Below are 24260 nucleotides of genomic sequence, written 5' to 3' on the forward strand. Positions count from 1 at the left end.
ATAGTCAATGGTGAATGGTCAATAAATATGCTGCTAAGATTGACCATTCACCATTGACAATTCACGAAAAGTAAAAAGAGAGATTAAATCAACAGTGAATAACAACAATAGAGCACCTATTGACTATTCACCATTGACAATTCACGAAAAGTATGAGAAAATATATCATTTGCATCTTAAGCCTCCTCTGCAGCAGCCAAACACTGTTTGCACAGGATCCTTATTTCTCACAGTACTTCAGTGCACCATTAACTTTTAACCCTGCACTCACGGGTTATTTTAATGCATCGCAACGACTATCCGTTAATTACAGAAACCAATGGGCCAATATTAGTTCACCCTATCAGACAGGATCAATTTCTTATGAAACAAGGATCATGGAGAATAAAATTGCTTCGAATGATAAATGGGGACTGGGCATACAAGCTATGTACGATGAGGCGGGTAGCGGTATTTATAAAAACAGTTATATCGCAGTATCAACCGGATTTAATAAAGGACTGGATGCTGATGGTTACCAGTCAATTGGTATTGGTGTTCAGGCGGCTTATGCAAGACATGTGGTAGACTTTAGTAAAATAAGTTTTGCCAACCAGTTTACCAGCAGTGGTTTTGATCTTTCGGTGCCAAGTGGAGAAACTATCAATAACCGTTCAGTGGGTTTTGCAGACCTGAATATTGGTGCATTGTATAATTATGGTGATGAGACGGGAAATAATTTTAATATCGGCGCATCTGTCTATCATCTGTTAAACCCTTCACTTGGTTTCTTTAGCGGACAAAACGGCCGACTGGCAAGGCGCTATGCTGTTCATGCCAGTGGACTATTGCAAGTGAGTGATCGGGATGAATTTTTTATCAGCGCCAACCTTATGCAACAGGCCAGAAATAATCAAACGGTAATCGGTATGGCTTATGGATGGGGAATAGGAAATACAGATAGCCATTTATATACCGGTGCATGGATAAGAGCCAAAGACGCAGTTTATCCTTATATAGGATTAAGAACAGGAAGTTACCAGCTCGGGGTTAGTTACGATATCACGCATTCTGATCTTAAAAAAGCAAATGGGTTTACGGGGAGTAGTGAATTATCTTTTATCTACTTCTTCAAACAAAAAGATAAACGGAATAGTATTCCATGTTTCTTTTAAATACTATCAAATCTTTCAGTGCCCACTGTGTATTCAGTGGCAATAACCCTTTTTAAATAATTTATTGCCACTGAATACACTGAGGTACACTGAAGGTTACTGCTTTTTTAGGAGGAATACGGTTACGCGCACCCCCTGCTCATCAACAAACTCCTCCTGCATCACCTGAAAAGACAACCATTTATCAATAAAAGATTTGGCCATAATGCGCTGAGGCGTACTCAGTATTATGAGTGTTTCTTTTTCAAGAAAACAAGTCAGCAGTTGATCAAGCATTTCAAATGCATGGGGGTCATAATTTATATCACTGAGTAAAAGTACATCTGCAGATAAATCATCAGGAATATGCTGCCAGTTAATAATCCTTGTTTCAATATTTGAAATATTGTTCTCCCGGATAGATGCGTTTACAAAATCTAAAGGCTCCGGAAGGTAATCACTGGTTATGACCTTCTTTGCAAAATTTGCCGCAACCAGAGAGGGTAGTGCAAGTCCGGCAGCCAGTTCAAGCACCAACTTACCCTCAATAAGCTTCGAATGATTAGTAATAAATGTTGAGAGCGCAATAGCTGCTGGCCAGCATTTTCCCCAGAAAGGAAAATCTTTTAATTGTTTTTCCTCCCAGGTTTTTTGCAGCAATGCAGGGTCGGGAAGAATGAGTTTGATATTTAAAGGAGGAAAATGATATATTTTTTCAATGGAAACCAAGCAGCATTATTTATTTGTTGCGACAAGTGCTAACAATCTTTCAATAACAGGATCTTTACCTGCAAGAAGATTAGAAGGCTGGAAAGGTATAAAAATATCCGGGGGTACCCCATTTGATTTTTTATCTGAATAGGCACCCTCATAAAGAGCCAATGCGCAATATCCATAAAGACCTGTAACAGGAAGTTTGAATGTTGCATTTTCACCGGTTAAATCAATACGCTCTCCTGTAGGCTCACCAATAATAACACCCATACCAGATGATTTTACGGCCAGGGCAGTCATGTGAGCAGAAGAATAAGTTATAGGACTCGTTAACAAATAAAAATTGCCCGCAAAACGATTTTCATGTTTTATGGTTGTGTCAGGTTGTTTTGAATTAAACCTAATAGTATAATCACTACCATTTCTTGTTCCATTTTTAATAAAATTTTGCATTGATCGATACATGCCACTGCTTTGTTTAAACCCTTGCATCATTGGTCCGTTTCTAAGGGTTTTACTCAGCACATCCATATATGGTTTTGTTGAAACATAATTCAGTAAGTGATCACCTATAGAAGAATTTCCCCCGCCATTATTACGAATATCAAAAGCAAGATGTTTAATATTGTTCTGTTTGATAATGGCGAATGCTGAATCAATAAATCGAATTCCTTCCATATAATTATTGTAACCACTACATGAAATAATTGCTAATGACTGATCATTAAAGAGCTGCAAATTCCATTTCCTTTTTGGAAACTGACGACTAAAAAAACCATCAAGTGTAATTCCTTCTGTAGATATTAGTGTAGGCTTATTAGAAGAAAAATCAAAACAATCTATTAGATAATCTTTCTCCCAACCATACGCGGACCATAAAAGGAAGGGAAATAATCTGGAAAAACCAGCTTCCTTCATTCTGTAATGGTCAGCCGGAATAACAGGAAGAATTCTTTTGATAATATCATTTACGGGAACATGATTAATTGATGTAACAATAGATCCTTTATATAAATCACTGCTATCCTTCCAGTTTTCTATGATCCATAAAGTGTCATTATATAGTTTCACACGATATGGGAATAGTTTCCCTTTTCTGTTAGTTAAATCTTCTACTTCTTCAAAATCAAAATCAAAACTGAGTGCTGTATGACCATCATTATATTGTGTAGTTACAGGGGCTACTAATTCAAGAAACTCCCATCTTTTCATGGGCTTGGTAATTTTTGCCCTTGTTTTTCTCCAGAAAACTTCTGTGTTTAAACTGTCTGATTTAGCCCAAAGATCGGGATGGTTTTGGGTGATAATCTTATATAAAGTATCATAATCTCTAAGTAGTTCATTTACGCTAAAAACCCGAAGGTGTAAAGCGTCTTGTTGAGAAGATACACTTGTATTAAACGTACTTAAAACTATGAGAAGGAAAAATAATCTATAAATCATTCTGAGGCTGAATTTTTGTAATCACTTAAAGCCTGTTTAAAATTAAAAGAGACTCTAAAAACAGTAATTAATGATTCAGTCAAAGCTCGCCACGCATGCTTTATATTGCAACCACATGAATATGTGAATGTTTTACTGATGAAATCGTTGTTGTTACTGGAAACAATTTTCTGGAAACTTAGTTTGGTATTCTTTTTCTCTCAAATTACTGAACAGGAATATTTAAAGTAATCTGTGTTCCTTCATTCAGTTTAGATTGTATTTGGATGCGCCCTTTCAGTGACGCGGCTCTTTTATACATATTACCCAAACCATTACCATCGGCCTGCTCAATATCGAACCCAATACCGTTGTCTTTGATGATCATCAACAGGCGTTTATGGTGAACAGTGAGATGAACCGTAGCAAGTGAAGCTTTTGAGTATTTAGCGATATTGTTGATGGCTTCCTTGAACAATAAAAAGAAATCGCGACGTGCTTCCATGTTCAGCTTTATTTCATCAATGGAAGGATCTGTATGAAATAACAGGTCAATATCTTTTGCTTCAAGAACGCTGGTCGCTATTTCACGCATCCTTGCCGTAATTTTTTGCATAGAATCGTTCATGGGTTTGATGCTCCATACAATATCATCCATGGCTTCCATCATGCGCTGACTATTATCGCTTATTTTACCCAGGTATTCGCTGGCCCTTACATTGTCAGTGTTCAACTTACTCTTGGCCATCGTACTCAATATATTGATGGTGCTAAGTGTTGACCCCATATCGTCGTGTAAATCTCTTGCCACTCTGTTCCTCAGGTTTTCTACTGCAAGTATTTTGTTGATACGTAGCCGATGAATGAAGTAAAGTAATCCACCTAAAGCCAGCGCCACAATACTTAAGAACCACCACCTTCTCCAAAATGGAGGTCTTATATAAATAGAAAAACGGGTGATGTTTTTGGAACGAATACCATCAATGTTTTCGCAGTAAACCTGGAAAGTATAATGTCCGGGAGGTAATAAAGAAAAGTTAACCAGGTTTTGCCTGTCGGCTTTTGTCCATTGATTGTTCACCCCTTCCATTTTATAATAATAGATCAACTTATCACGGTTCACAAAACTCAATGAGGAGAAGTAAATACTGAAGGAGTTTTGATCATAATCAACCTTTAATGCAGATTGAGCAGTAACGGAGTCAATAGGAAGAAAAGCATTATTTAGTTTGAAGTCGGTGATACTTACATCCGGAGGTTGCTGGTTGGTAGCAAAAGATTCCGGGTGAAAAAACATCAATGAATTACTACCTGCAAACATTACATAACCTTCACTACATAGATAGTCTGCCGCTGTTGTTTTCTCACCAAGTACCACACCATCCCTTTTGTTGTAGGGGGTAATATTATCATTGAAAGGATTATACCTGCAAAGCCCATTGTTTGTTACGATCCATAAATAGCCTGATTTGTCGATTCGTATGCGTTGAACTGAATTAGAAGGCAAACCATGTGCATAATCAATAATACGAACCTTACCGGTTCTTTTGTTGATGAGGTTAAGGGCGCCGGCACCATATGCAATGGTGCTGTCGTTAAGCTCATCGATATCATGACCCATGGCGGAAAAAAGACTGTTATCCGCATTTCCTTTTACATATTGCTGAAGGATACGACCACTTTCTTGTTCGATTGCGAATAGTCCTGTTCCCTGAACAGCTACCCAAACCCAGCCTTCTTTATCTAAGAATATTTTTGGAATAACAGCGGTGCCGAAATCTTTTACAACGGTAAACACATTGTTTTCAAATCGAATAACCCTTCCCCTTTGTGTACAAAACCAAATACGCCCTTTTTTATCTTCTGTTATATATCGAACGGTAGCTTCCTGGAATTCAGGAGGATTATAAAATTGTGTTTTGTTGGTATATGGGTTAAAACGTGTAATCAATCCACCGTTTGAGCCAATCCAAACATCGCGGGTGGCTTTTTCCTCGTGCATGCACCAGGTAAGTTTTACTCCTTTTATTTGCGGCAGAATCCATTTGGAGGGGAAGTTTTTAAAAATTGAATATGATTTCGGACGAAAGTTTTTATCCATGGTAATTACGCCATCTCCCCAGTTGGTTAACCAGTAATCACCATTACTGAGTTCAATAATATCAGTAAACTCTCTGCTTTTCTTTTCCTCCGAAAAAATCATGTTTTGAACGCCATTTCCATTTGTTCCCGGAGAAGTAAAATAAATGCCTTCATCTGTTGCCACCCAAATACCACCTTCTTTATCTTCCAATACCTGGTGAGCAATCTGGTAATGGATAGCAATACTGCTAAGCGGGTCGTTCTTATAATAATTAAATTGCTTAAGGTTTCTGTTATAGCTATACAAAGTATTTAGTCCTGATAACCAAATACCTGTTTTCGGAAAATCTAAAATATGCCGCAACTCCCTGTATTTGCCCCTCGTGAAACTAAGTCCAACAGTGTCTTTCAGGTAATAACGACCTGTTGAGTCGAGCAGATGAAGCATTTCTGCACCACCACCCCATACAGGCCAGTTAAATAGCCAGTACCGATGCTGACGATCTATGAAAATGTTTGTGAGTCCTTCCTGTACACGCCAGTTATTAAGCAGGGGTATATTTTTAGGATTGTATAAACGAGTATACGTTTCTCCGGTTTTTTGATCGTATGCTGCTAATCCATCATTTGAACAGGATAACCAGATTAATCCATTTTTCTTATCCTCGGCAGACGCAATGCCGACACTCCAGTTTTTTGGAATACGAAATGGTGTTGACGCAGTGAAAGCCTGCTCCTTTTCATCGTATTGTAAAATTCCTGTGGGTTGAATACTTAGGTAGATATTGTTTTTACTATCGTTCCATAACCTGGCATTAATACGTGCAGGCAATGGGGTAGAAGGTTTAATAGCAATCTTTTTATAAAGAAACTTGGCAGGATCAAAAACACCAACCTCACGTAATTCCGGAAAGTATAACCAAAGGGTTCCATTTTTACCAGGAACAATATATTCGAGCATGGAAACAGGCAAGGGGTCACTACCTTTTTTATTATCCATGGAGAACATGATGAACTTGGTTCCATCAAATCTTTGTAATCCATTGGCTGTTCCGATCCACATAAAGCCTTTGTAATCCTGATACAAACAACGAACATCATTGCTTGAAAGACCATCATCGGTATTCAGATGGGTGAAAGTATAGTTCTCCTGTGCAGTGGAAGAAGCTGCAAAGCATAAAAAGAGTAGTAGTAAGCTGGATAAACGAAGCGGCACTTTACAAATCTAATGATAGGATTGAGTATAAAAAACAGCATATTTATGTGAGGGGGAGTCGGGAGTCCGAAAGTCCGGAAGACCGGAAGAGGATCTTTCTGTGCCCTTCTGTGGCTTCAGTGGCATTTAAATTTGCCACTGAAGGCGCTGAAGGGCACTGAGGGGTTATTGCTATTGAAGTTTTCTGAATAATAATTATTCTTCTAAGTTTTTTAATTGCCCGAATAGGATGGAGGCGATGCTATTGGTTGGGTAGGCGTCGAAAACTGTATCATCTACCTGTGTAACAGGAATAATGCGTTTGGTTGAGCTGGAGATAAACGCTTCTTTGGCCGAACGGATATCATCTAGTGTAAGATCTCTTTCCTGAACTGGAATTAAACCATTGGCAACGGAGAGTATATTACTCCTTGTAACACCATTCAACATACCTGTATTGGGGGTAACGAGAATATTGTCTTTTGTAACAATAAAAAAATTGGAACGCGGGCACTCAGAAACTTTTCCTTCCCAATGATATAACACATCTTGTGCCCCTTGCGCTTTTAACAGCGGTTGAAGCCAGATAGCCATCAGGTAATCCGTGGTTTTTACAGAGGGCAATTGTCTGCGATAAGGGTGTGTTAATAGTTTATATTCTCCGCTTTGTAGTTGATCGGGTGGTGGGGTAATGGCTTGCTGAACAATCATGATATGTGGTGTTACCGGCGTATAGCCATCCGGAGAAGCACCACCTGTTATGGTAATACGTATACCTGAATGTTCTAGTTGATTTTTATTGATTAAGGTTTTGATGATGTCTTTTAATTGATCCTTGGTATAATTAATGGTTAGTCGCATGGTATCAAGAGACCGGAAAAGTCTGTTGATATGCTGATCAATAAAAAGGGGTATCGACCCCTTAACCCTCAAAAAATCAAAAACCCCATACCCGCGTTGCAAACCTAAATCGCTAACTGGCACAGATGCTGTGCTTAGTTCAACATATTGTCCATTTACATAACAGATCATAGGAATGGCTAAGTTAAACTTTATAATGTGAACTATGGGTTGAGTGGGTTTATTGTCCATGGACCATAGACCATGGTCCATGGACAATAAACCAATGGCCCCTCAATAAATCCTGTTATATCGTTTTAAAATTTCAAGCACCTTATCAACCGGTAATGCAGGTATCATTTTATTATCCTTGCCTTTAACCGGGGTAGCCATAAACAGGGAATTAATCAATGCCTCTTCTGTTGCTTCCACTGCTGCCTGAAATAATCCGTTTACCGCATCATTCTGTAATAAAACCGGGTTGGTCGTTTTAATACGTGGATTATAAGGCACACGCAAGGAACTGTCTGTAGAAAAAGCAATTACATAATCACCACTGCCATTTGAGGCATAGCTTCCTGTTTTCGACAAAGCCATAAAAGCTCTTTTGGCAAGTCTTTCAAGGTTCCTGCTGTCTAAGGGGGCATCAGTGGCAATAACAATCATACAAGATCCATCCGCCTTTTTCTGAAGCTCATCCAGGGGTTTTTGCTTTGCCAGCTCCAGCATAATTGGAACACCTGCAATTTCGAGCATACCACCGTAATTGGTTTGCACCAATACACCAACTGTATAGCCATTCATGATAGCGGGTAATTTTCTTGAGGCCGTTCCAATCCCACCTTTAAATCCAAAAGCAATGGTACCTGTTCCTGCGCCAACCGAACCCTCGGTAACTGGTCCGTCTTTTGCATTGTAGATGGCATTTAATACATCCTCTTTTGTAACATGTCTGCCGCGGATATCATTAATGGTTGCGTCATTGGTTTCTCCCACAACAGCATTTACCGACTGAACATTTTCATTGCCTTTTTGTTCAAGTGTATATCCTATTACGGCATCCATGGCCACCGGTACGCTAAGGGTATTGGTAAGTATAATGGGTGTTTCAAGATTACCCAGTTCTTTCACCTGTGTAATGCCCGCCAATTTGCCAAAGCCATTTCCCACATAAATGCTGGCTGGTAGTTTTTCCTGAAAAATATTACCCTGAGCCGGTATTATAGCAGTTACGCCGGTTCTTATATTATCGCCTTTAATGAGTGTGGTATGTCCAACCCGTACCCCTTTTACATCTGTAATGGCATTGTATTTACCGGGCTCCAATACGCCAAATTTTAATCCGAGCTTCCTTGCCCGCTGCTGCGCAGCGGCCATTAAGCTAAAACAAATAAAAAGTAATATGCAATAACCCTTTTTCATAAGTGCTGTAAAACCCGATATCCCAAGATACTCAAATTATTCATCCAGTGCTGTCAGGGGGAACAGGCTATGAGCTGTGAGCTTTTTTTGTGTTGTACTGGGTCTTCAAATAGTGTATTAATAGTAATTAATTCACAAGCCGTCTCATTTTAAAAAAGCTTGCAGCTTGCAGCCATTGTTGTCCGGGAAAAAACAGCTTCTAGCCACTAGCTGCTGGCTACTAGCCTTTTTTTGCTATTAATTTAACCATTCACAAGCTTGGATATGGTAATTAAATTTTTATTTTAAAAAGGATTATTACAAAACAAATTCGCAAGCCCTGTCATTTATTCAAATAATAGCAGAAAACCTAAAACAAGCACCAATCAAGGCTAGCAGCTAGAGGCTAGAAGCTCGCAGCCTATTTTCCCCGGACAGTTCTGGCTTGCAACTTGCAGCTCATAGCTCATAGCCTGTTCCCCCCCGACAGCAATATTATCCATCCCTCACATCAACCCTGAAATCCTCACAGTTCTTTCTTAATTTACCGCTTCATTAAACATCTTTATGAGAAAACTATCACTTGCCCTGCTTTCGCTGGTAGCGTATATGCAGGTAGAAGCACAATCCGAACCAAACTGGATGCGTTATGGTGCTATTTCACCCGATGGTAAAACAATTGCTTTTACTTATAAGGGAGATATTTATAAGGTTCCTAGTTCCGGCGGATCAGCCACCCCACTTACTTTTCATGAAGCCAATGACCTGATGCCGATCTGGAGCAAGGATGGTAAACAGCTTGCATTTGCCAGCGATCGCTTTGGTGATTTTGATGTATTTGTTATTCCTGCCGAAGGCGGAGAAGCAAAAAGAATAACCTGGCACTCAGCACCTGAATACCCGTATAGTTTTTCAGCCGATAATAAATCGGTGATCTTCGGATCAACCCGTATGGATATGGCCAGCAACAGAACATACCCCACAGGTTCTCAACCAGAATTATATAAAGTGGGCTTAAATGGCGGACGTGTTGAACAGGTATTGTCAACACCAGCAGAATGGGTGAGCTTCAGCAATACCGGTCAGTACATGTTGTACCAGGATAAAAAAGGAGGTGAAAACCAGTGGCGCAAACACCACACATCTTCTATTGCCAGGGATATCTGGATCTACGATAACAATGCCAAAACACATAAAAAGATTACCAACTTTAACGGTGAAGACCGTAACCCGGTATTTACCGATGGCGATAAAGCTTTTTATTATTTGAGTGAAGAGAGCGGTTCTTTTAATGTACACAAAATGGCACTGGAAGGAGGCAAATCACAACAACTTACGAGTTTCAAAAAACATCCTGTACGTTTTCTTAGCCTGGCTAACGATGGAACACTTTGTTTTGGTTATGATGGAGAACTATATACCATGAAAGGAAACGGTAAACCACAGAAAGTAAGTGTAAGTATTGTTGCAGATGCAAGAACCAATAATACCCGTATAGTTCCTGTTAGTGGTGGTGTAAGAGATATGGCTGTTTCTCCGAATGGAAAAGAAGTAGCCTATATTTTTCGCGGTGAAGTTTTTGTGAGCAGTGTTGATGGTGGTATTACCAAACGTATTACCAATACACCCGAGCAGGAAAGACTGGTTAGCTTTTCTCCCGATGGTAAAACATTACTCTATACATCTGAAAGAGGTAATAGCTGGAAAATCTACGAAACAAAAAAGCAAAGAGCAGAAGAACCCTATTTCTATGCATCTACTGTTTTAAATGAAACAGCTATAATAGCTAACAACAATGAAAACTATGAGCCATCTTATTCACCTGATGGTAAAGAGATTGCCTTTATAGAAAACAGGATGACACTGAAAGTGTACAATATTGCCAGTAAACAAACCAGAACCATTCTTACCGATAAAGAACTTTTCTCTATGGGCGATAACGACCAGTATTTTCAATGGAGTCCCGATGGAAAATGGTTCTTGTTCGATTATGCAGTGCCAGGCATAGCTCCTGGTGAAGTTGGTTTGGTATCTGCCGATGGAAAAGGGAATGTAATTAACCTGACTGAAAGTGGATTTAATGACAGTCGCGCTAAATGGATCATGGGCGGTAAAGCCATGATGTGGTTCAGTAACCGTGATGGCCTGAAATCAGTGGCCCAAAGCGGTGGCGCACAGGCAGATGTTTATGCCATGTTTTTTACCCAGGAATCTTTCGACAAGTTTAAGCTAAGTAAAGAAGATGCAGCATTGGTAAAAGAAATGGAAGAGACCAAAGCAAAAGCAGATACCAGCAAAAAAGCAACAGCTAAAAAAGACAGCGTTATTTTTGAATGGGATGATATGACTACCCGTAAAGCTAAACTTACCATCCATTCATCACAAATGAGTGATGCCCTGGTGAGTAAAGACGGGGAGAACCTTTATTACCTTGCTCGTTTCGAAAGAGGCGCCAATCTCTGGACAACCAACCTGCGCACCCGCGAAACAAAAATGCTTGTACCATTAAATGCAGGTGGTGGAAGTATGGTTTGGGATAAGGACCAGAAAAATATATTCCTACTTGCCAACGGAGGTATTTCTAAAATTGATCCGAACAGTGGCAAAAGAGAATCGGTAGGTATAGGTGGTGAAATGACCTTAGACGTTGCTGCTGAAAGACAATTTATGTTTGAACATGTATGGCGCAGAACCAAAGAAACTTTCTATACCAAAACCATGCACGGTGTTAATTGGGACAGTTACAAAGCCGACTATGAAAAACACTTACCACATATAGGTAACAACTTCGAATTTTCAGAATTATTGAGTGAGTTACTGGGAGAGTTGAATGTGAGTCATAGTGGCTCATCTTACGGATCATTCAATCCCGGTGGCGATGCAACTGCAGCATTGGGTGCATTCTACGATCAGCAATACAAAGGAGTTGGATATAAAATTGAAGAAGTAATAAAAGATGGTCCGCTCGACAAAGCCGGACTCAATATTAAAGCAGGAATGATCATTGAAGCGATAGATGGAGAAACGATAACTGCTGATACCGACTTGCCAATATACCTGAACCGTAAGGCAGGAAAGAATACTTTATTACTGGTAGCAGATGGGAACACCAAACGTGAAATCATTGTAAAACCAATTTCAACTGGCGAAGAAAATGGCCTCTTATATAAAAGATGGATCAAGCGCAATCAGGATGAAGTAGACCGCCTAAGTAACGGACAATTGGGTTATGTACATATTCCAGGAATGAATGATGGTGCCTATAGAACTACGTATGAAGAAATCATGGGTAAATATGTAAACCGAAAAGGAATAGTTGTTGATACCCGTTTCAATGGTGGCGGCGACCTGGTAGCAGACCTTGCTATGTTCCTGAGCGGTAAAAAATTCATGGACTATACCACCGATACCAGAAGCAATGGATTTGAACCCAACTTCCGCTGGACCAAACCAAGTATATCAATTGCCAATGAAGCAAATTACAGTGATGGACATTGTTATGCCTATGCTTATAAAGAATTGGGAATTGGCAAACTCGTAGGTATGCCGGTACCGGGCACCTGTACTTTTGCAGGATGGGAATCTTTGCAGGATAACAGCGTACGTTGGGGTGTACCACCACTGGGCGTAAAAGGATTGAAGAACCAATACCTCGAAAACTACCAGACAGAACCGGATATTAAACTGATGAATGAATATGATATTGTAATCAAAGGCCGTGACCAACAATTGGAAGCAGCGGTGAATGAACTGATGAAAGAGATTAAGAAATGATAAATAAAGCCTGCCCTGAGCTTGTCGAAGGGGAATAAGAAAGTGAATTCCTCAGTTATTGCGTAAACAAAATAACTGAGGAATTTCTTTTTAAACCATCAAACAATTAGTTATGATAGCTGGCATTGCAGGGTGGGTAGTTGTAGTATTTGGCCTGTTTTTCATTTTTGCCGGATTGCTGATGCTTTTTAATCCGCTAAAAGCGAGGACTACTTTGCAGAAGGCCGGTAGTACCAATTTTATCAACTATGCAGAAATAACCATTCGTATGATTCCTGCAGCAGCGTTGATTTTAGCAGCCGATATTTCCAGATACCCGGAAGTTTTTAAAGTCTTTGGCTGGTTTATGCTTGCCACTTCTTTTGTATTATACCTCGTACCAAGAAAACTGCATCACCAGTTTTCATTAAGGGCTGCAGCTATCTTAAAGCCTTTCTATTTTCAGCTATTAGCACCCTTTGCAATAGCCATTGGCGTACTGATAATTTATAGTGTTGTTTAAACGCGAATAATACATCGCGTTACATAACTTGTTTAACAATTATTTGTAACAGTATATAGCCAGCCGGTATTTGATTTATTGTTGGCTTTAGTATTTTACCTTTCGTTAGTTAATTCATTTCTTTTTTGTACTATACCATGAAGTCTTTGTTGATAGTAATAATATTACTGTTGTCTATTGTTTCTTTTGCCCAAAAGAAAACAGACTACCTGGTTGTAAAATATGATACATCAGGAAAGCAAAGATTTGCTTATGTATTTACAAATTCTAAAAGCGATACTATTACCAGACTGGATACTGCAAAGTATTTTATTTGTTTTAGTGATACCATTACCCATTTTGCGATTGTTGGTATTAAACACCAGAAGGGCTGGTGGGCCATCGATAAAAATGAAAACCCATTATTCCGTGTATACAATACGAGTATTGGAGAACCTACGCCCGATGTTTTGAGAGAAGGATTGATACGAATAGTAGATGAAAATGATAAAATAGGATTTGCTGATTACAAGGGTAAAATAGTTATTAAACCACAATTTGAAATAGTATCAAGCTTTTATAAAGGTCGGGCCATTATCGGCTACGATTGCAAAAAAGAGTTGTGGTGTTGCGAAGGTGAATATGCGGATAAACATTATACAACAACCTGCAAACAAACAGGGTACATTAACACCAAAGGACAGATACTATACATGGGTAAAAAGACTTTTGAAGAGATACAAAAGAAGATAGGCTGGAGACAGGAGTACTAACTATAAATTAGACCACCCTTTAGTCTCACACAAATATGTGATACCCGTATTGTACTTAGGGTAATACTTTTGTCAAATGTTTAGATTCCTCTTTATATGTGGCTTTGCTGCCCTAAGCTTATTTTCAAAAGCTCAAATTAATTCGCCGGTAGACTCCATACATTTTCTACTTGATACCACTATTGCCATCATGCAAAAAAAAGCCTTGAATGCTGATCTGGTAAATTGGGAAAAACTTACGAAAGAACTTAAAGCAGCAACAGCAAATGTACACTCTGTAAAAGAAGCGGGATTTGCTTTTACCAGATTATATGACGAATTGAAAGATGCCCATGGTGCATTTTATTATAAAGACACTGCATTCAGGAGTACGGGGAAAATTAAGAATGTCGATAAAATAAATGAAGTAACGTATGAGGAGCTGAAAAAAGGGCCAAAGCTGGTTGCAATGATGTTGAATAACGGAATTGCATATGTACGCATTCCATTTGTTTCGGTTCAGGACAGTGCCGGTGTTTTAAAATTCGCCAATCGGTTGAACGATTCTGTAACCAGCCTTTTGAAAAGAAACCCAAAAGGATTGATCATCGATTTAAGGTTAAACCAGGGAGGTAATATGTACCCGATGATTGCTGGTTTAAGATCACTGTATAAGTCAGGAAGCATAAGCGAATCATATACATATGAATTTAAGGATAAAAATATTAGTCCTGTTATATTTCGCAACGATAGCCTGATCTGTGAGTATTATAAAATTAAAATTAGCAACTATATAGATTATAGTCGTACAAGGGTAGCGGTATTAATAGGTCCATCCACAGCAAGTGCTGGAGAATGTACGGCAGCATCATTAACATACAGGTCACCATCGGTTTTAATTGGAGAAGAAAGTATGGGATTAACCAACGGTAATGATGGATTCATGGTTTCGGGAAATAATATAGGCTTTAACCTTGCAGTTGGGGTATTAAAGGACGGTAAAGGGAAAAGACTGGATGAAGTAATTCAACCAAATATACCAGTAGCGGGAGGCGATAATTTTACTGAACTGGAAAAAGACCTGAAAATAATACGGGCGGTTGAGTGGATAGTGAAAAAGAAATGATAGCCAAAGCTCGTATCCATTGCTGTCGAGGAAAAAACAGCTATTAGCTTTTAGCCATTAGCCAGGATTGGCGGTTGTTTTGGACTATCTGCTAATAATGGAATAAAGGATAGGTCTTATGATTTTTTTTAAAAACCCTGCTTTAAAGAAGTATTTAATTTCCTCAGTTCTGCTCGGACATGGTTACATTCATAGCAAAAAAAGCTAGTCATGCAAATCAAGGGTTGAAATCTGCCAAAAATGAGAAAATCATCGATAGAGTGGTCTTTTGAAGTCATTAAAGCAGGCTCCTATAAAATAATACCTCCTAATCTTATTTGGCTGGTTAGATAGAACACGGATTTATCATGATAGATCTGCGTTCCATTGCCCGCTCTTGTGAAATTTTAACCCTTGATTCGCATTAGTAGCTAACAGCTAATGGCTAAAAGCTAAAGACTGTTTTCCCCCAACAGCAATACTATATTCCTTTTAAGCATTGCTTTTGAGCTTTCTCTTCAATAAAATAAAACGAAACTTAATATTATCATATACCAGACCGGCAGATAATACAATAGCAGCTATGGTTAATGAATGAAGTCCAATTTTTGAATATAAAAATCCACCAACAATACCTCCAATAAAGAAGAATCCGATAATGGTAAATCGTAGTTTGATGGAAGACACAAGTTTGATTTTTTGCTGTACTTCTTTATAGAAAAACAACTGTGATAATTCAATACCAAGATCAGTGAATAGACCGGTTAAATGGGTTGTTCTGACAACAGAACCTGAGATAGTTGTTACCAGTGAGTTTTGCAGACCCATGGCGAATAGCAATCCAAATGCAATGGTATTTGGGCTTTCAATAATCAGGCTAGTGCCAAAAATGCCAAAAACAAAAAGTATCAGGCATTCTATAGAAGCTGGAATAATATAAATATAATGATCACTTTTTTTGGCAATAATTTCTATTATAAAACTAGAAAGAAAAGAACCGGCAAAGAAGAAGAAGATATAGAGAAAGTAAACAAAGCCTTCCCAAAAATTTAGTTTGAATACTTCATCCATAAAAAAGGCAAAATGGCCCGTTACATTTGTAGTAAGACGTTGTACGGCAAAATATCCTGCAACATTTACCAGTCCCGCAATAAATGATAATAAAGAGGCGATTTTTAAATTATGACTTAATGTTCTTGTCTTGCCCTGGTGTCTGAACATCTGCTATTTCTTTACTTGTTTAAACTGAAATTATTTTGGCAAGTAGCGGTCGTCCTTATATGCTTAAGTAACATGCGTTCTGATTTGCTTTTACTAATGCTGAAAAGCTTGATAAAATTACATCATTCCCCGGACAGCAATGGGTACAAAGCAGAACTGTCCGGGGAAAATAGGCTATGAGCTTCTAGCCTCTAGCTGCAAGCCTTGATTGGTGCTTGTTTTAGGTTTTCCGCTATTATTTGAATAAATGACAGGGCTTGCGAATTTGTTTTGTAAAAACCCTACTTAGAATAAATATTTAATTACCATATTTACGCTAGTAGATGGTTAAATTAATAGCAAAAAAAAGCTAGTAGCCAGCAGCTAGTGGCTAGAAGCTGTTTTTTCCAGGACAGCAATGGGTACACAGCGCAGCCTTAACCAATATGAGGGAGCTTTTATTTAAAATCAGTTTAATCTAAGCAAAAGCTTGCTAACTTTAAAGAAACAGCCAATACTCTATTTTAAACCCCGGAATGCTTCTTTATAATCAGGCAATGCAAATAAACCATACATTACCTTCTAAAATAGTGCGTTACAGCTTGGGCACATTACTCCTTCTGGTAGCGATCAATGCATTTGGAGGCGGCTATTATGGAATGTCAGGGGCAGATGCCGTTCCACTGGCATGGTTAAAGGGAAGTATATTTCACAGTTATTTTATTCCGTCGCTTATCCTCTTTGTATGTGTGGGCGGTACTGCTCTAGTGGCTGGAATAGCGGTTTTTAAACATCACAAGTTTGCAACTAAAGCAGCGCTTATAGCTGGCAGCATAACTATTGGATGGATAACAGTACAGGTAGCAATCATCGGTTATGTATCATGGTTACAACCTGTAATATTCATTGTTGCTGTTATTATTCTTATACTAACCCTATTACTTAGAAAGTATGATCACTAAGCAGATTTTATACTGGCTCCCTATGATTGTAATTGCCTTTGCCAATGCAACATTGAGGGAAGTGCTATTTATAAAACAGTATGGCGAATTTCGGGCACATCAGCTATCAACACTTACACTGATTGTTTTTTGTGCTTTTTACACCTGGTTTATATTTCCACAACTGAATATTCAGCAGCCACGACAAGCAATAGTAGTCGGATGCTTATGGGTAGTACTTACAGTAATATTTGAATTTACGTTGGGTCGGTTAACAAACAAATCCTGGGAATACCTGTTTGAGAACTACAATATTTTAACCGGACGTATTTGGCTGGTATTTCTTTTATGTCTTTTGTTTATGCCATATCTTGTCTATATGATCAAAAACAGGTCATAAAACATGTTTTGTTGTTTTCAATCATCATTCAATTAATATAATCGCAGTATGGTAACTGAAATACCCAATACCACACCTGAAACCATTATTACCAGTACACGGATCTTTCCAGTTTCACAGGAACTGCTTTTTCGTGCATGGTCCGACCCAATGCACCTGAAAAACTGGTGGGGACCTAAAGGGTTTACCAATACTTTTCATGAATTTGATTTTAGGGTAGGAGGCAGGTGGCGCTTTACCATGCATGGACCAGAAAAGGGAAATTATGAAAACGATTGTGAGTTTATTCAAATTGAAGCACCTTCATTAATTGCATGGAAACGCTATTCGCAACCCTTATTTCAGGTAAGGGCAGTTTTTGAACCTGTTTCTGCTAATAGTACAAAATTGGTTTTCAATATGGTTTTTGAGGATGCTGAGACCTGTAGAAAAATGAAACCATTTGTGGTGGACAAAAACGAAGAAAATTTTGACAAGCTGGAGGTAGTATTAATGGGAATGATTTAGCCACAAATGCACAGATTAATCGTTTATAATCTGTGCATCTGTGGCCAACAAATAAATACGCAAAGGGAAGCTTAATAATTCAACTGCCAGCTAAGAAAAAACAAGCTTATTATATTTATTCCTATAAGCTAATGGAGATATGCCTGTTACTTTTTTGAATACATCACGAAACGCTTTTATATCTGTATACCCAACTTCATACATCACTTCATGGATATTTTTACGACTTGTTTCCAATAGTTTTTTAGCTGCTTCAACCCTTACACGTTGCGCATATGCAGAAGGTGAATTACCGGTAGCTTTTATAAAACGCCGGTCGAAGTTTCTCCTTCCAATAGCAAACAATGAAGAAAGGGAATCTATTGATATTTTTTCCTGCAGATTATTTTCTATATAAACCTGTGCTTCCTTAATGATATCGTCATTATGCTGTTTTTGTCCAGTGAAAATGATAAAGGGCGACTGAATATCTCTGTCAGGTTCAATCTGAAATACTTTGGAACAAAAGATAGCTGTATCTCTGTCAAAATATTTTTCAACCAGATACAATACAAGATTCAAAAAGGAGAAAGCACCGCCATTGGTATAAATACCATTTTCATCGGTGATTAACTTATCGGTCTGTAAATTTACTTTGGGAAACATTTCCCTAAAGCTATCGGCAAAGGCCCAGTGTGTGGAGCAACTTTTATGATCAAGTAATCCTAATGAAGCCAGTAAAAAAGCACCGGTACAAATACTAGCTAACTCAGCCCCGCATTTATATTGATGTTCTATCCAAACTGCAATCGCTTTGTTTTCTGTTATGGTTTGTTCGTAGTTATGACTCAATGATGGAATAATAACTAAGTCAGTTCGGGGTATATTATTAATATGGGTATGTGGTTTAACACTAAATAATCCGCCATGAAAATCTACTTCCTTTGAAACGCCCGCCATTTCAATGGTATAAATTGTTCGCCTGTGTTTTTGTTTCCAATAATTATTGGCCCTGGTAAGTATTTTGTAAGTGCCGACAATACTGCTTAGATTATTATTTCCATTGGGAACGAGGATGGTAATATGTTTCATACCAGTAATTTGTTTAAAGGTAGCACAACAGTTTGTCCTAATTACACCCTAAGAATGTCCTTTTTACACCCCTTCGATATCTCTTTTAGACAGTAGGTTTGACTTATTAAAGATTGAACAATGCTCACTACAGATTTTACCAGAACGCTAACCACATCACAATCACCAGAACAGGTATTCCAAACCGTTTTAAATGTACGGAGCTGGTGGTCGGGATATTTTGCGGAAAGTTTTGAAGGAATATCAACAGAATTAAACGAAGAGTTCATCTTTCATGCCGGAGAAGGGGCTCATTACTCAAAACAAAAGCTGATTGAACTAGTGCCCAATAAAAAAGTCGTGAGGCTGGTAACAGACAGTAAACTAAGTTTTCTCGAAAAGCAGGACGAATGGACCGGCACCAAAATAATATTTGAAATTTCCAGCGAAGGAGACCAAACTAATGTAAAGTTTACCCACGAGGGCCTAACCCCCGCTTCAGAATGTTTTGACAACTGTACCCCAGCCTGGGCACAATATTTACAGGGCAAGTTGTTACCGTTGATAGGAGGGGGGCGATAGTGCTGTGAATTGTCAATTGTGAATGGTGAATGAGATCGCCATCCTATTGACAATTCACCATTGACAATTCACATCTCACAACCTCACCCCAGTCAAATTATCCACTACCAATGTAAGTTGTAAAACATGGTTTGAATCGAAGTGATCATCTTTAGCGTGGTGAATGAATTGGTTAAAGTAGCCGGTTTCTACAGCGATATTATTGGTTACATTATAGCCAAGCCCAAGAAAAATCCGATTCTGATCGAAGAGGTGATGACCAGTAACAGGGCTGCCATCATTGATAAAGATTTCGTCTTGGGCTATAAAATAGGTGCTGTTTTTGTCGTAACTGTTATGGGTAATTAGGTGTTGGAACTTGAACATGGTTCTTTCTCTGAATACTGTTTCAAAGTGTTGAAGTTTGTCTTTTATTTCTCTTAATTCAGTTCTGAACCGGAAGGAGAAAGTGTTTCTGTTAAGCACTTTGAATAATTGCACTTGCAAAGCGGTGCGGTATTCAGGATAGGCTCTTTGGTTAACATTGTCGCCGATAAAATAATTATACCAGATACCCGCGAAGGCAGAAAGCTTAACAGTTGGTTTGGGGAAATAGTGAATCCATGGTCTGATAGTTAACTGCTCTCCATATTCCAGAAATGCTAGTTTCTCATAAGGACTTTGTCTGGAATACTGAAAATCGCATTGCCATTTTAGTTTCTTGCTGAATTTTCCGGCGAGGTCAATCTCAGACCACAGTTGTGTGGTGTTATTAATTTTTTTGTCTTGCGCAAATATGCATGCCGGTAATAAAAGGATGCATAACAAAGGCTGTTTTATCATTTTATTTATCTGATTAATAGATACCAGAAATACGGTCCAATCTAAAGTTTTAGAAAGGGAGGGTACTGTTGTTATTATTGCTCAGATAAAACCTATGTAAAGTTACAGGATAGTAGTTGAGAAACAACCTGGGTTAATTGAGGAAAATTTCAATTTTAAAACCGAGTCGGATCTTAAACCCAACGACTAATTTTTGGTAGATTTCTTTTTTTGAACTGGGTCTTTTGGACAATGCCAGGAAACGGATTCTAATCCAATCCTGACAATGCCTCCTTGTTTTAAATAGTTGTCCATAGACTTTTTCATAGCATCCCTTTCAGATTGTTGCGATATTCCGAGGGCAAAAACAAATTGATCTCTGCTATTCCCACCCATAAAACTAAAATACCCATTTTTAGTGCTGCTATAGTATAACACGCAATCTTCACCTCCACTTTCTTTACACATTTTTAATGCAGCATCTTTAACTTCCTTCATGGTAGCTCTGGGGGCTTCACCATTATCACCCGTTGCTCCCCATTTTCCTGTTTTCTCACATACATAAACGGCTGATTGCGCTGCAACTTTCCCAGATGCAAATAATAAACCTATCAAACATACTGCTGATAAATACTTCTTCATTGCTTATTTCCCTTCGACAAGCCAAGGGCAGGCTTTATTTTTTATTTCTCTCCCGGATGATACACTTTCACTTTGTGTTTCTCAACATCATCTTTGTAAAAGTAAATGTCTTTAAACTTCCCGTTTACAAACCCTTCTGCCTGGTCTGTAAAGTTTGGTGAATTAGGGTCGGTACTCTGTCCGCCGGTAAGAATGGTTTTGGCTTTTAGCTTTTTACCAAATTCAACAGCTGCAAGAAAGCTGTTGCCTGATGTGCCGTAACGTTTATTGTAACCATTGCCCGATCTGCTTTCAAAAGCAGGTAAAGAGCCCCAACGAGAGGAAGAAAAAGGTACAGCGATGCTAGGTTTGTTATCATCGAATCTTTGTCCATCAGGCACGCGCTGATAGCGGTTGATCTCTCCCCATGGCTGGTGCCAGTTACCATAGGTTCTGGTAAGATCATCCAATACTTTTTTCAGTGATTGCATTTTTTGGTCTGGGGTTGTTTTGGCCATGTCTTCAAATCTTTTCACAGCATTAGTACCTTCTTCCATGGTTTCGGCGCGAGGAACAAAATTGCTGAGTTGGTTGGCCCAGTCAATAGCAATGGTAGTTGCAACAGAGTTGAGTGCGGCTGTTTTATCCCAGGTACGCAATAGCTCCACTGCTTCTTTTAGTTCAGCTTTTAATGGGCCATTGTAGAAGTCGTAATCTTTATTCAGTGCAGGTATCAGGAAATCAAATGCTGCGAGGTAACGATTATAACCGATTTCAATGATTTTGTCGAGGGTAATATTATTGGCATTCTCCAGTAAACGTGCGGCATTGATACCGCGGGCATTTTGCCCGTCAGGGGCCATATAAGAAGGATATTTATTTTTATCAGGACTATCTTTTCCCGCTGAGGTAAAAGGGGTAGAATTACAGTTTTGTATCCAGCCAACAGAAGGATTATGTACCTGAACAATTTCCTCAAGTGCATGTGCACCTTGCCATTCTGTAGCTTTTATACTTCCATCTACCGGACGGGTATAATCATAACCAGGGTTACGTTTTGGAACAAAGTCATTATGCCAGTAGGCTATATTGCCTTTATCATCCGCATAAACAGTATTGTTGGTAGTATTGGAAACCATACGCATGGCATTCTTAAATTCTTCCAGGTTATTCGCTTTGATACTCACCCACGATTGAATCAGTGCACTTAATGAACGATTGAATTCTTTCAATGCCAGCCATTTACCATTTCTGTTGCCCATTACCGGGCCATGATGCGTGTAGAAACCTGTAAAAGGAACGGCTACCTGCTGACCATCTTTCAGGTATTTTACCGTGATAGGTTTTGTCTTTACCGCTTTCATTTCCTTCTCATATTCATACACCCAATTATTATTCACCTTCGAAACTTTTTCTTCATAGAGATCGGCAACATCAGCATAACTGGTAGTATGCATCCATCCACAATGTTCATTAAAGCCCTGGTAGATGAACATTTGTCCCCAGGTAACAGCACCATAAGCATTTAAACCTTCCTCACTAACCATATGCATTTCTGGTCTGAAATAAAAAGGTACGTGGGGATTGATGTAGAGAATGGCATTCCCACTGGTAGTAAGTTTGGGTGCAATGGCAAAACCATTCGAGCCACTCAGCTCAATATCTTTATTAATGATGGGTTGATAAGCTGTTGCATTTGTGTTGCCATTATAAAAAGTCTTCACTTCATCAAGCGCTATACCACCTGTACGTGTAGCGGAAACGCTGCCATCGGTGAACATCAGGTGGAACCATGGCTCAAAACGGGTTAATACTTTCGGTTTAACTTCCGGATGTTTATAGAGGTAAAAATTAATACCGTCTGCAAAAGCATTCAGGAGTTTTTTAAACCAGTTAGGACTATTATTGTAATCCTTAATTGCTTCAGCGCTATCTACAATCAGACGAATTTGTAAATCTGCATAGAGCATGCGCTCTCCATCAGCCTCAGCCTGACGGCCTAATACTTCCAGGTAATTTCTTTCTACCCTTGCAAAATTTTCTTCGCATTGTGCATATAGTAAGCCGAATACAGCGTCTGCATCAGACTTACCATAGATATGAGGAATGCCCCATTTGTCTTTAATAATGTTGATTGATTTTGCCTGCGCTTCCCAACGGTTAATTTCAGCGGGAGTGAAAGACTGTGCATAAGCAAAAGAAGAAAAGAGCAAACAGCAGAGCAGTAATCTCATGGTATTGTTTTTGAATAATACCAAATATAGACAACCTTTCCCAACCCTGCACAGGACTTAAGTCCGGTGCAGGGTTGGATTAATAGCCCCATTGCTTCATCACAGCAAGGTCCTGCCTAACACATTCAATAGGGTCAATACCCTGATAGGCTTCCTGTTCAATGATAAAATGTAATGTGCCGCCTTTTGATTTGCAGAGATCAGTTATGGCTTTGGTATTGGCAACACCTTTGCCGAGTATAGTACTCTCAAAAGATTTACCATCGGCCGTCTTGGTCTCGTCTTTTACATGTATAGATACAAAGCGACCGGGATAGTTGTTAACGATTTCAAGTGCATTAACACCTGTGTGGTATAAGTTACCCATGTCAAGCTGCTGAACAACCAATGATGGGTCTGTATTTTTCAGGATGATATCATATACTTTTTGTCCATTGAGGGTGGCCGTAAACTCAAAATCATGATTATGGTAACCAAAGCGCATACCGGCGGCTTTGCATAGTTCTCCGCTTTTGTTGAATACATCCATATAGGCCAGCATTTCATCGTAGGTTTTGCGTAAGTCGGCATCTAACCATGGACTAATCACCAGTTCCTGCTCCATAATGGCGGCGTCTTCAATGGTATATTTCCAGAGATCGGTGAATTGTTTTTTGTCGGCATCCCAATGGGCTTTACCCATTACTGTATGACCGCTGGGCATTTGCATGCCTAAATCGTTCAGTATTTTCTTAAACTCTTTGGCAGTATAGCCATAAAATTTGCGGTTAACATAATTAGCATGCTCTACATACTTATAGCCCATTTCTGCCAGTGCCTTTAAAGTACCCAGCGGGTCTTTACCCATAGCGGCACGAACAGAATATAACTGAACACCGGTAAGCATTTTGGCATTGCCTTGTGCGAATAAGTTGCGCGGTAATAAAGTCGTTGCTGCTAGTGCTAAACTACTGTTCTTTAAAAAAGATCTTCTGGATGAATGCATGGCTAACAATTATGGAATAAATATAAGACATATCCCTGCT

The 24260-nt window shown here is 38.9% G+C and carries 20 protein-coding genes; 9 read left to right on the plus strand and 11 right to left on the minus strand.

The window, feature by feature from the left end:
• The first annotated feature begins 152 nt into the window (after positions 1 to 152).
• Positions 153 to 1154, plus strand: coding sequence for a PorP/SprF family type IX secretion system membrane protein (locus ACH30E_RS02315; protein WP_490823493.1), 1002 nt, complete (start codon positions 153 to 155; stop codon positions 1152 to 1154).
• Between the two features lie 96 nt (positions 1155 to 1250).
• Here ACH30E_RS02315 and ACH30E_RS02320 read toward each other — a convergent pair whose 3' ends face one another.
• The 5 genes from ACH30E_RS02320 to ACH30E_RS02340 all read right to left on the minus strand — a co-directional run bounded on the left by ACH30E_RS02320 (position 1251) and on the right by ACH30E_RS02340 (position 8763).
• Complete coding sequence (locus ACH30E_RS02320; protein ID WP_490823494.1) at positions 1251 to 1862, minus strand: class I SAM-dependent methyltransferase; 612 nt, start codon at positions 1860 to 1862, stop codon at positions 1251 to 1253.
• A 6-nt stretch (positions 1863 to 1868) separates the two neighbouring features.
• Positions 1869 to 3290, minus strand: a complete 1422-nt coding sequence (locus tag ACH30E_RS02325) for a S41 family peptidase (RefSeq protein ID WP_490823495.1) — start codon at positions 3288 to 3290, stop codon at positions 1869 to 1871.
• 205 nt (positions 3291 to 3495) lie between these two features.
• Positions 3496 to 6567, minus strand: a complete 3072-nt coding sequence (locus ACH30E_RS02330) for a ligand-binding sensor domain-containing protein (protein ID WP_490823496.1) — start codon at positions 6565 to 6567, stop codon at positions 3496 to 3498.
• 195 nt (positions 6568 to 6762) lie between these two features.
• Positions 6763 to 7578, minus strand: a complete 816-nt coding sequence (locus tag ACH30E_RS02335; RefSeq protein WP_490823497.1) for an aminotransferase class IV — start codon at positions 7576 to 7578, stop codon at positions 6763 to 6765.
• A gap of 102 nt (positions 7579 to 7680) precedes the next feature.
• Positions 7681 to 8763, minus strand: a complete 1083-nt coding sequence (locus ACH30E_RS02340) for a DmpA family aminopeptidase (protein WP_490823499.1) — start codon at positions 8761 to 8763, stop codon at positions 7681 to 7683.
• 591 nt (positions 8764 to 9354) lie between these two features.
• Between ACH30E_RS02340 and ACH30E_RS02345 the strand changes: the two genes are divergently transcribed.
• The 4 genes from ACH30E_RS02345 (at position 9355) to ACH30E_RS02360 (ending at position 14920) form a co-directional block, all read left to right on the plus strand.
• Positions 9355 to 12561, plus strand: a complete 3207-nt coding sequence (locus tag ACH30E_RS02345; RefSeq protein ID WP_490823500.1) for a S41 family peptidase — start codon at positions 9355 to 9357, stop codon at positions 12559 to 12561.
• A 112-nt stretch (positions 12562 to 12673) separates the two neighbouring features.
• Positions 12674 to 13063, plus strand: a complete 390-nt coding sequence (locus ACH30E_RS02350) for a hypothetical protein (protein ID WP_490823501.1) — start codon at positions 12674 to 12676, stop codon at positions 13061 to 13063.
• A 137-nt stretch (positions 13064 to 13200) separates the two neighbouring features.
• Positions 13201 to 13815, plus strand: a complete 615-nt coding sequence (locus ACH30E_RS02355) for a WG repeat-containing protein (protein WP_490823502.1) — start codon at positions 13201 to 13203, stop codon at positions 13813 to 13815.
• Between the two features lie 76 nt (positions 13816 to 13891).
• Positions 13892 to 14920 (plus strand): S41 family peptidase, encoded by a 1029-nt coding sequence (locus ACH30E_RS02360; protein WP_490823504.1) that lies wholly within the window; start codon positions 13892 to 13894, stop codon positions 14918 to 14920.
• A 471-nt stretch (positions 14921 to 15391) separates the two neighbouring features.
• Here the strand turns inward: ACH30E_RS02360 and ACH30E_RS02365 are convergent, their stop codons facing one another.
• On the minus strand, positions 15392 to 16120 hold the full coding sequence (locus tag ACH30E_RS02365; protein ID WP_294989036.1) for a YoaK family protein: 729 nt from the start codon (positions 16118 to 16120) through the stop codon (positions 15392 to 15394).
• Positions 16121 to 16656: 536 nt separating this feature from the next.
• On the opposite strand from ACH30E_RS02365, the gene ACH30E_RS02370 reads away from it, so the two are divergent.
• The 3 genes from ACH30E_RS02370 to ACH30E_RS02380 are packed head-to-tail and all read left to right on the plus strand — an operon-like array spanning position 16657 to position 17947.
• The gene (locus ACH30E_RS02370; protein WP_490823505.1) at positions 16657 to 17061 is read left to right on the plus strand and encodes a hypothetical protein; all 405 of its coding nucleotides are present in this window, start codon (positions 16657 to 16659) and stop codon (positions 17059 to 17061) included.
• Positions 17051 to 17440, plus strand: a complete 390-nt coding sequence (locus tag ACH30E_RS02375) for a hypothetical protein (protein WP_490823506.1) — start codon at positions 17051 to 17053, stop codon at positions 17438 to 17440. Before ACH30E_RS02370 ends, ACH30E_RS02375 begins: the two co-directional genes overlap by 11 nt.
• A 48-nt stretch (positions 17441 to 17488) precedes the next feature.
• Entirely contained in the window at positions 17489 to 17947 is a 459-nt protein-coding gene (locus tag ACH30E_RS02380) for an SRPBCC domain-containing protein (RefSeq protein WP_490823507.1), read from the plus strand.
• A 90-nt stretch (positions 17948 to 18037) separates the two neighbouring features.
• Here ACH30E_RS02380 and ACH30E_RS02385 read toward each other — a convergent pair whose 3' ends face one another.
• The gene (locus tag ACH30E_RS02385) at positions 18038 to 19018 is read right to left on the minus strand and encodes a GlxA family transcriptional regulator (RefSeq protein ID WP_490823508.1); all 981 of its coding nucleotides are present in this window, start codon (positions 19016 to 19018) and stop codon (positions 18038 to 18040) included.
• Positions 19019 to 19138: 120 nt separating this feature from the next.
• Here ACH30E_RS02385 and ACH30E_RS02390 point away from each other — a divergent pair, with 120 nt between their 5' ends.
• Positions 19139 to 19579: an SRPBCC family protein gene (locus tag ACH30E_RS02390; RefSeq protein WP_490823509.1), complete on the plus strand. Its 441-nt coding sequence runs from the start codon at positions 19139 to 19141 to the stop codon at positions 19577 to 19579.
• Between the two features lie 75 nt (positions 19580 to 19654).
• Here the strand turns inward: ACH30E_RS02390 and ACH30E_RS02395 are convergent, their stop codons facing one another.
• The 4 genes from ACH30E_RS02395 to ACH30E_RS02410 all read right to left on the minus strand — a co-directional run bounded on the left by ACH30E_RS02395 (position 19655) and on the right by ACH30E_RS02410 (position 24220).
• Positions 19655 to 20401 (minus strand): DUF2490 domain-containing protein, encoded by a 747-nt coding sequence (locus tag ACH30E_RS02395; RefSeq protein ID WP_490823510.1) that lies wholly within the window; start codon positions 20399 to 20401, stop codon positions 19655 to 19657.
• A gap of 186 nt (positions 20402 to 20587) precedes the next feature.
• On the minus strand, positions 20588 to 21022 hold the full coding sequence (locus ACH30E_RS02400) for a hypothetical protein (RefSeq protein ID WP_490823511.1): 435 nt from the start codon (positions 21020 to 21022) through the stop codon (positions 20588 to 20590).
• Between the two features lie 41 nt (positions 21023 to 21063).
• On the minus strand, positions 21064 to 23235 hold the full coding sequence (locus tag ACH30E_RS02405) for a penicillin acylase family protein (protein WP_490823512.1): 2172 nt from the start codon (positions 23233 to 23235) through the stop codon (positions 21064 to 21066).
• Between the two features lie 79 nt (positions 23236 to 23314).
• Positions 23315 to 24220, minus strand: coding sequence for a sugar phosphate isomerase/epimerase family protein (locus ACH30E_RS02410; protein WP_490823513.1), 906 nt, complete (start codon positions 24218 to 24220; stop codon positions 23315 to 23317).
• Between the last annotated feature and the right edge of the window lie 40 nt (positions 24221 to 24260).

The organism is Sediminibacterium sp. FW305-C-61 (assembly GCF_058231065.1).